This is a genomic window from Streptomyces sp. SID9727 (assembly GCF_010550605.1).
In the GTDB taxonomy this organism is placed as follows: Bacteria; Actinomycetota; Actinomycetes; order Streptomycetales; family Streptomycetaceae; genus Streptomyces.
In genome coordinates, this window is record NZ_JAAGNI010000117.1 from 1 (window position 1) to 7,628 (window position 7,628).

The window sequence follows — 7,628 nt, forward strand, 5'->3', positions numbered from 1 at the left end:
TGCGGCCCGCCCGGCGCGGCCGCTGCGGCTGGGCAGCCCGCGCCCGCGGCTGCGGCTGGTCAGCCTCGCCCTGACGCTCGTCATGATCGCGTTCGTCGTACGGCTCCTCCAGGTCCAGGCCGTCGACGCCCACGCGTACGCCGCGAAGGCCGAGACGAACCGCTATCTGAGCTACACGGTCGCCGCGGAGCGCGGTGAGATCACCGACCGCAGCGGCATCGCGCTGGCCACCAGCGTGGACGCGTACGACATCACGGCCGACCCCAAGATGTTCACGCCGGCCGACAGCAAGGCGCCCGACGCCCCCCAGCAGGCCGCTGCCCTGCTCGCGCCGATCCTCGGCGTCGACGCGGACGGGCTGGTCAAGAAGCTCTCCAAGCCCAGGAGCCGGTACGCGCTGCTGGCGCGCAGGCAGACCCCGCAGGTCTGGAAGCAGATCAAGGACCTCAAGTCCGTCTTCGCCGAGAAGGCCGCGAAGGACAAGGCGGCCGGCGGGCCCGGTGCCAACGTGCTGGCGGGCGTCTTCCAGGAGGCCACCACCAAGCGGGTCTATCCCAACGGCACCCTGGCCGCCGGGATACTGGGGTACGTCAACGCCGGGGGCAAGGGCGCCGGCGGCCTCGAATCCCAGCTCGACAAGGAGCTCGCGGGCGAGGACGGCACCATCAAGTACGCCCAGTCCGGCGGCCGCAGGGTGCCCACGGCGGGCACCAAGGAGGTCCCCGCGGTCCCCGGTTCCGACATCGAGCTGACCATCGACCGCGACATCCAGTGGGCGGCCCAGAAGGCCATCTCCGACCAGGTGGCGAAGTCCCAGGCCGACCGCGGCTACGTCATCGTGCAGAACACCCGCACCGGCGAGGTCCTCGCCATGGCCAACGCCCCGGGCTTCGACCCCAACGACCTCTCGCAGGCCGACGCCGCCTCGCTCGGCAACGCGGCCCTCCAGGACGTCTACGAGCCCGGCTCCACCAGCAAGGTGATGTCCATGGCCGCGGTGCTCGAAGAGGGCGCGGCCACGCCGCTCACGCACGTCACGGTGCCCAACCGGCTGCACCGCGGCGACCGCCTGTTCAAGGACGACATCGACCACGCCACCTGGGAGCTGACGCTCAACGGCGTGCTCGCCAAGTCCAGCAACATCGGCACCATCATGGCCACCGGCGAACTGGGCAGGACGCAGGCCGAGGCGAACAAGGTGCTGTACTCCTATCTGAGGAAATTCGGCATCGGATCGCCCACCGGGCTCGACTACCCCGGCGAGACGGCCGGCCTCCTCGCCAAGCCCGAGGACTGGTCCACCTCGCAGCAGTACACGATCCCGTTCGGCCAGGGCCTCTCCCTCAACGCCATGCAGGCCGCCTCGATCTACTCGACGATCGCCAACGGCGGCGTACGCGTCGAACCGACGCTCGTACGCGGCACCAGGGGCCCGGACGGCCGCTTCACCCCGGCCGAGGCGCCCGAACAGAGGCGTGTGGTCAGCGAGAAGACGGCGAAGACGCTCGCCACCATGCTCGAATCCGTGGTCGCCGACCAGGAGGGCACCGGCACCAAGGCCCAGATCCCCGGCTACCGGGTCGCGGGCAAGACCGGCACCGCCAACCGCGTCGACCCGGTGCGCGGCGGCTACCACGGCTACACCGCGTCCTTCGCCGGATTCGCGCCCGCCGACGACCCCCAGGTCACCGTCTACTGCGCGATCCAGAACCCCACCAAGGGCAGCCACTTCGGCGGCCAGACCTGCGGTCCCATCTACAAGCAGGTCATGGAATTCGCCCTCAAGACGCTTCAGACACCCCCGTCCGGCCGCGCGCCGGCCAAGCTGCCGGTGTTCTTCGGAACCGGCGAGTGAACTCGCGGAGACACCAGTGACAACCATCACCCCCGACCCCGGGAACCGGAACGAGAACCTCCGCTCACCCGGCCCCTCACTTCGCGAGAGGCCGGGTGAGCCCGGTACGCTCACCGCCGTGCCCCACGCCGAACAGTCCCGAACGACCCAGAAGGACGCGCCTGTGAACTACCCGGGAGCGCCCCGCCCGGACCGCCTGCGGCCCATCTCCCTGGTCACGCTGGCAGAGCGGCTGGGAGTCGAACCGCCGGGCACCGGCGACATCACCGGCATCACCCACGACTCCCGGGCCGTACGCCCCGGAGACCTCTACGCGGCCCTGCCGGGCGCCCGCCTGCACGGCGCCGACTTCGCCACCCAGGCGGCCGGCCTCGGCGCCGCGGCCATCCTCACCGACCCCTCGGGCGCCGACCGCGCCCGGGCCACCGGTGTGCCGGTCCTGGTCACCGAGGACCCCCGCGGCCGGATGGGCGAACTCGCCGCCGAGATCTACGGCCACCCCGGCACCGGCCTCCTCCAGGTCGGCATCACCGGCACCTCCGGCAAGACCACCACCGCCTACCTGGTCGAAGGCGGCTTCCGCGGCGCCGGACGCGCCACCGGGCTCATCGGCACGGTGGAGATGCGGATCGGCGACGAGCGCATCAAGTCCGAGCGCACCACCCCCGAAGCCACCGATCTCCAGGCCCTGTTCGCCGTCATGCGCGAACGCGGCGCCGACGCCGTCACCATGGAGGTGTCCAGCCACGCGCTGGTCCTCGGCCGGGTCGACGGCTGCGTCTTCGACGTCGCCGTCTTCAACAACCTCAGCCCGGAGCACATGGAGTTCCACTCCGGCATGGAGGACTACTTCCAGGCCAAGGCCCAGCTGTTCACCCCGCGCCGCAGCAGGCAGGGCGTCGTCAACTACGACGACGAGTACGGCCGCAGGCTCGTCACCGAGGCGACGGTGCCGATTACGACCTTCTCCGCCGAGGGCCACCCGGACGCCGACTGGCGCGCCGAGGACGTCGTCGTCGGCCAGCTCGGCTCCACCTTCACCGTCGTCGGGCCCGACGGTGAGCGGGCCACCGCCAAGGCCCCGCTGCCCGGCCCGTTCAACGTCGCCAACACCCTGGCCGCGATCGTCGCCCTCGCCGCCGCCGGCATCGACCCGCAGACCGCGGCGGACGGCATCGCGACCGTGCCCGGGGTGCCCGGGCGGCTGGAGCGCGTCGACGCCGGACAGCCCTACCTCGCGCTGGTCGACTACGCGCACAAGACCGACGCGGTCGAGTCCGTGCTGCGGTCCCTGCGCAAGGTCACCAAGGGCCGGCTGCACATCGTCCTCGGCTGCGGCGGCGACCGGGACACCACCAAGCGCGGCCCGATGGGCGCGGCGGCCGCCCGGCTCGCCGACACCGCCGTGCTGACCTCCGACAACCCCCGCTCCGAGGACCCCCTCGGCATCCTCGCGGCCATGCTCGCGGGCGCCGCCGAGGTCCCCGTCCACGAGCGCGGCGACGTCCTGGTCGACGCCGACCGCGCCGCGGCCGTCGCCGCCGCGGTGGCCCGGGCCGAGCCCGGCGACACCGTGCTCGTCGCCGGCAAGGGCCACGAGCAGGGCCAGGACGTCCACGGCGTCGTCCGCCCCTTCGACGACCGGGTCGTCCTGCGCGAGGCCATCGAGCGCTCCCTGGGGCACGAAGCCGCCGGACCCCGTGCCTCCCACCACGAGAACAACAGTCAGGGATGACCAAGTGATCGCCCTTTCCCTCGCCGAGATCGCCGAAATCGTCGGCGGGCAGACGCACGACATACCGGATCCGTCGGCAACCGTCAGCGGGCCCGTCGTCATCGACTCCCGCAAGGTGACCCCCGGGAGCCTCTTCGTCGCCTTCGCCGGCGAACGGGCCGACGGCCACGACTACGCCGAGCGCGCCGTCGAGGCGGGCGCGGCCCTCGTCCTGGCCACCCGCCCCGTCGGCGTGCCCGCGATCGTCGTGGACGACGTCGTGGCCGCCCTCGGCGCGCTCTCCCGCGCCGTCGTCGGCCGCCTCGGCGCCACCGTCGTCGCCCTCACCGGCTCCGCGGGCAAGACCTCCACCAAGGACCTCATCGCCCAACTCCTGGAGCGCAAGGGGCCCACCGTCTACCCGGAGGGCAACCTCAACAACGAGATCGGCCTGCCGCTCACCGCGCTGCGCGCCACCGACGAGACCAGGCACCTGGTGCTCGAAATGGGCGCCCGCTACATCGGGGACATCCGCTACCTCACCGGACTCGTCCCGCCGCGCATCGGCCTCGTCCTCAACGTCGGCAGCGCGCACATCGGCGAGTTCGGTGGCAAGGAGCAGATCGCCCAGGCCAAGGGCGAGATGGTCGAGTCGCTGCCCGAGGACGGCATCGCCGTGCTCAACGCCGACGACCCCCTCGTACGCGCCATGTCCTCCCGTACCAAGGCCCGCGTCGTCCTCTTCGGCGAGGGTGCGGATGCGGACGTACGGGGCGAAGACGTGCACCTCACCGACGACGGACGCCCCGCGTTCCGCCTCCACACACCCACCGGGTGCAGCGAGGTGACCATGCGCCTGTACGGTGAGCACCACGTGTCGAACGCGCTCGCCGCGGCCGCCGTCGCCCATGAGCTGGGCCTGTCCGCAGACGAGATCGCCGAAGGGCTCTCCGAGGCGGGCACCCTCTCCCGTTGGCGCATGGAGGTCACCGAGCGTCCGGACGGCGTGACGTTCGTCAATGACGCCTACAACGCCAACCCCGAATCCATGAAGGCCGCGCTCCGCGCGCTGGTCGCCATGGGGAAGGGGCGTCGTACGTGGGCGGTGCTCGGCCTGATGGCCGAGCTCGGCGACGCCTCGCTCGCCGAGCACGACGCGGTCGGACGGCTCGCCGTCCGGCTCAACGTCAGCAAGCTCGTCGCGGTCGGGGGCAGAGAGGCCTCCTGGCTGCAACTGGGCGCATACAACGAGGGTTCGTGGGGTGAGGAGTCGGTGCACGTGTCCGACGCACAGGCTGCCGTCGACCTGTTGCGCAGGGAACTGCGCCCGGGAGACGTGGTGCTGGTGAAGGCGTCCCGGTCGGTCGGCCTCGAACAGGTCGTCACAGCACTGCTGGAGAACGCGACCGAGGGCGAGGTCGCGGGCCGATGAGGCAGATCCTCTTCGCGGGAGCCATCGGGCTCTTCCTGACCCTGGTCGGCACGCCGCTGCTGATCAAGCTCCTGGCCCGCAAGGGATACGGGCAGTTCATCCGTGACGACGGCCCGCGTACCCACGGGTCCAAGAAGGGCACGCCCACGATGGGCGGCATCGCCTTCATCCTGGCGACGCTCATCGCGTACTTCCTGGCGAAGGTGATCACCGGCGAGGAGATGCGCTTCTCCGGTGTGCTGGTCCTCTTCCTGATGACCGGCATGGGGCTCGTCGGCTTCCTGGACGACTACATCAAGATCGTCAAGCAGCGCTCGCTCGGTCTGCGGGCCAAGGCGAAGATGGCCGGCCAGCTGATAGTCGGGATCGCCTTCGCGGTGCTCTCGCTCCAGTTCGCCGACGCCCGGGGCAACACCCCGGCCTCCGACAAGCTCTCGTTCGTCGAGGACTTCGGCTGGTCGATCGGCCCGGTGCTCTTCGTCGTCTGGGCGCTGTTCATGATCCTCGCCATGTCCAACGGCGTGAACCTGACGGACGGTCTGGACGGCCTGGCCACCGGCGCGTCGGTGATGGTCTTCGGCGCGTACACCTTCATCGGGCTCTGGCAGTTCCAGGAGTCCTGCGCCAACGCCACCACCCTCACGAACCCGAGCGCCTGCTTCGAAGTGCGTGACCCCCTCGACCTCGCGGTCGTGGCCTCCGCGCTGATGGGCTCCTGCTTCGGCTTCCTCTGGTGGAACACCTCGCCGGCCAAGATCTTCATGGGGGACACCGGCTCGCTCGCCCTCGGCGGCGCGCTCGCCGGCCTCGCGATCTGCTCCCGCACCGAGTTCCTGATGGCGATCCTCGGCGGCCTCTTCGTGATGATCACGATGTCCGTCGTCATCCAGGTCGGCTCGTTCAAGATGACCGGCAAGCGCGTCTTCCGCATGGCCCCGCTCCAGCACCACTTCGAACTCAAGGGGTGGTCCGAAGTCCTTGTCGTGGTCCGCTTCTGGATCATCCAGGGCATGTGCGTGATCGTCGGACTCGGCCTCTTCTACGCAGGATGGGCAGCCAAGAAGTGAGCAACGTGGACTGGCAGGGCAAGCACGTCACGGTCGCCGGGCTCGGGGTCTCCGGAATCCCGGCGGCCCGGGTGCTGCACGGCCTCGGCGCCGTCGTCACCGTGGTCAACGACGGCGACGACGAGCGCTCCCGCGCCCAGGCGGCCGAGCTGGAGGCGCAGGGCATCACCGTGCGCCTCGGCGACGGCGACACCCTGCCCCCGTCCACGGAACTCGTCGTGACCGCCCCCGGCTGGAAGCCCGGCAAGCCGCTGTTCGCCGCGGCAGCCGATGCGGGCGTCCCGGTCTGGGGCGACGTCGAACTCGCCTGGCGGCTGCGCGGCCAGGACGGCCGGGAGCCGGCCCCCTGGCTCGCGGTCACCGGCACCAACGGCAAGACCACGACCGTGCGGATGCTCGCCTCCATCCTGGAGGCCGCCGGGCTGCGCACCGCCGCCGTCGGCAACATCGGCGTCTCCCTGCTGGACGCCGTGCTCGGCGAGGAGACGTACGACGTGCTCGCCGTCGAGCTCTCCAGCTACCAGCTGCACTGGGCGCCCTCGCTGCGCGCCCACTCCGCCGCCGTGCTCAACCTGGCCCCCGACCACCTCGACTGGCACGGCTCCATGGAGGCGTACGCCGCCGACAAGGGCCGGATCTACGAGGGCAACCGCGTCGCCTGCGTCTACAACGCGGCCGACCCGGCCACCGAGGACCTGGTGCGCGAGGCCGACGTCGAGGAGGGCTGCCGCGCCATCGGCTTCACCCTCGGCACGCCGGGGCCCTCGCAGCTCGGCGTGGTGGACGGCATCCTGGTCGACCGGGCGTTCGTGAGGAACCGCCAGAAGCAGGCTCAGGAACTGGCCGAGGTCGCCGACGTCGATCCGCCGGCCCCGCACAACATCGCCAACGCCCTGGCCGCCGCCGCCCTGGCCCGCGCCTTCGGCGTCGAACCCGCCGCCGTGCGCGACGGGCTGCGGAACTTCCGCCCCGACCCGCACCGCATCGAGCACGTCGCGGACGTGGACGGGGTCGCGTACGTGGACGACTCCAAGGCCACCAACACGCACGCCGCCGAGGCCTCGCTCGCCGCCTACGACTCCATCGTCTGGATCGCCGGCGGCCTGGCCAAGGGCGCCACCTTCGACGAGCTGGTGACCGGCTGCGCCAAGCGGCTGCGGGGCGTCGTGCTCATGGGCGCGGACCGGGCCCTGATCCGCGAAGCCCTCGCGCGACACGCCCCCGAAGTACCCGTGGTCGACCTCGACCGGACCGACACTGGGGCGATGTCCGAGGCGGTCCGCGAAGCCGCACGGCTCGCCCGGCCGGGAGACACCGTACTGATGGCCCCGGCCTGCGCCTCCATGGACATGTTCGTCAACTACAACAAGCGGGGCGAGGCCTTCGCGGACGCCGTCCGCGCGCGCGCCGCCGAGAGCGTCTGACGGGCCCGGCCGCCGCGCCCCGGGCACGAGCAGTGGAGGGGACAGGGACATGCCGGCCGAAGAGAGCGTGCGGGTACGGCCCGCTGCCAAGGCCCGGCGGCCCGCGTCGGTGCGGGCCCGGAGCACCGGCAGCCCC

The 7,628-nt window shown here is 71.6% G+C and carries 5 protein-coding genes; all 5 read left to right on the plus strand.

What is annotated here, in order from left to right; all coding sequences use genetic code 11:
* Positions 1 to 1,855, plus strand: a 1,855-nt coding sequence (locus G3I41_RS07420; RefSeq protein WP_164399505.1) for a penicillin-binding protein 2, incomplete at its 5' end; no start/stop codon positions are given.
* Positions 1,856 to 1,871: 16 nt separating this feature from the next.
* Positions 1,872 to 3,590, plus strand: coding sequence for a UDP-N-acetylmuramoyl-L-alanyl-D-glutamate--2,6-diaminopimelate ligase (locus G3I41_RS07425; RefSeq protein ID WP_164399506.1), 1,719 nt, complete (start codon positions 1,872 to 1,874; stop codon positions 3,588 to 3,590).
* A gap of 4 nt (positions 3,591 to 3,594) precedes the next feature.
* Entirely contained in the window at positions 3,595 to 5,001 is a 1,407-nt protein-coding gene (gene murF, locus G3I41_RS07430) for a UDP-N-acetylmuramoyl-tripeptide--D-alanyl-D-alanine ligase (protein ID WP_164399507.1), read from the plus strand.
* Complete coding sequence (gene mraY / locus G3I41_RS07435) at positions 4,998 to 6,068, plus strand: phospho-N-acetylmuramoyl-pentapeptide-transferase (RefSeq protein ID WP_143622512.1); 1,071 nt, start codon at positions 4,998 to 5,000, stop codon at positions 6,066 to 6,068. Before murF ends, mraY begins: the two co-directional genes overlap by 4 nt.
* Entirely contained in the window at positions 6,065 to 7,492 is a 1,428-nt protein-coding gene (murD, locus tag G3I41_RS07440; RefSeq protein WP_164399508.1) for a UDP-N-acetylmuramoyl-L-alanine--D-glutamate ligase, read from the plus strand. Before mraY ends, murD begins: the two co-directional genes overlap by 4 nt.
* Positions 7,493 to 7,628: the final 136 nt, after the last annotated feature.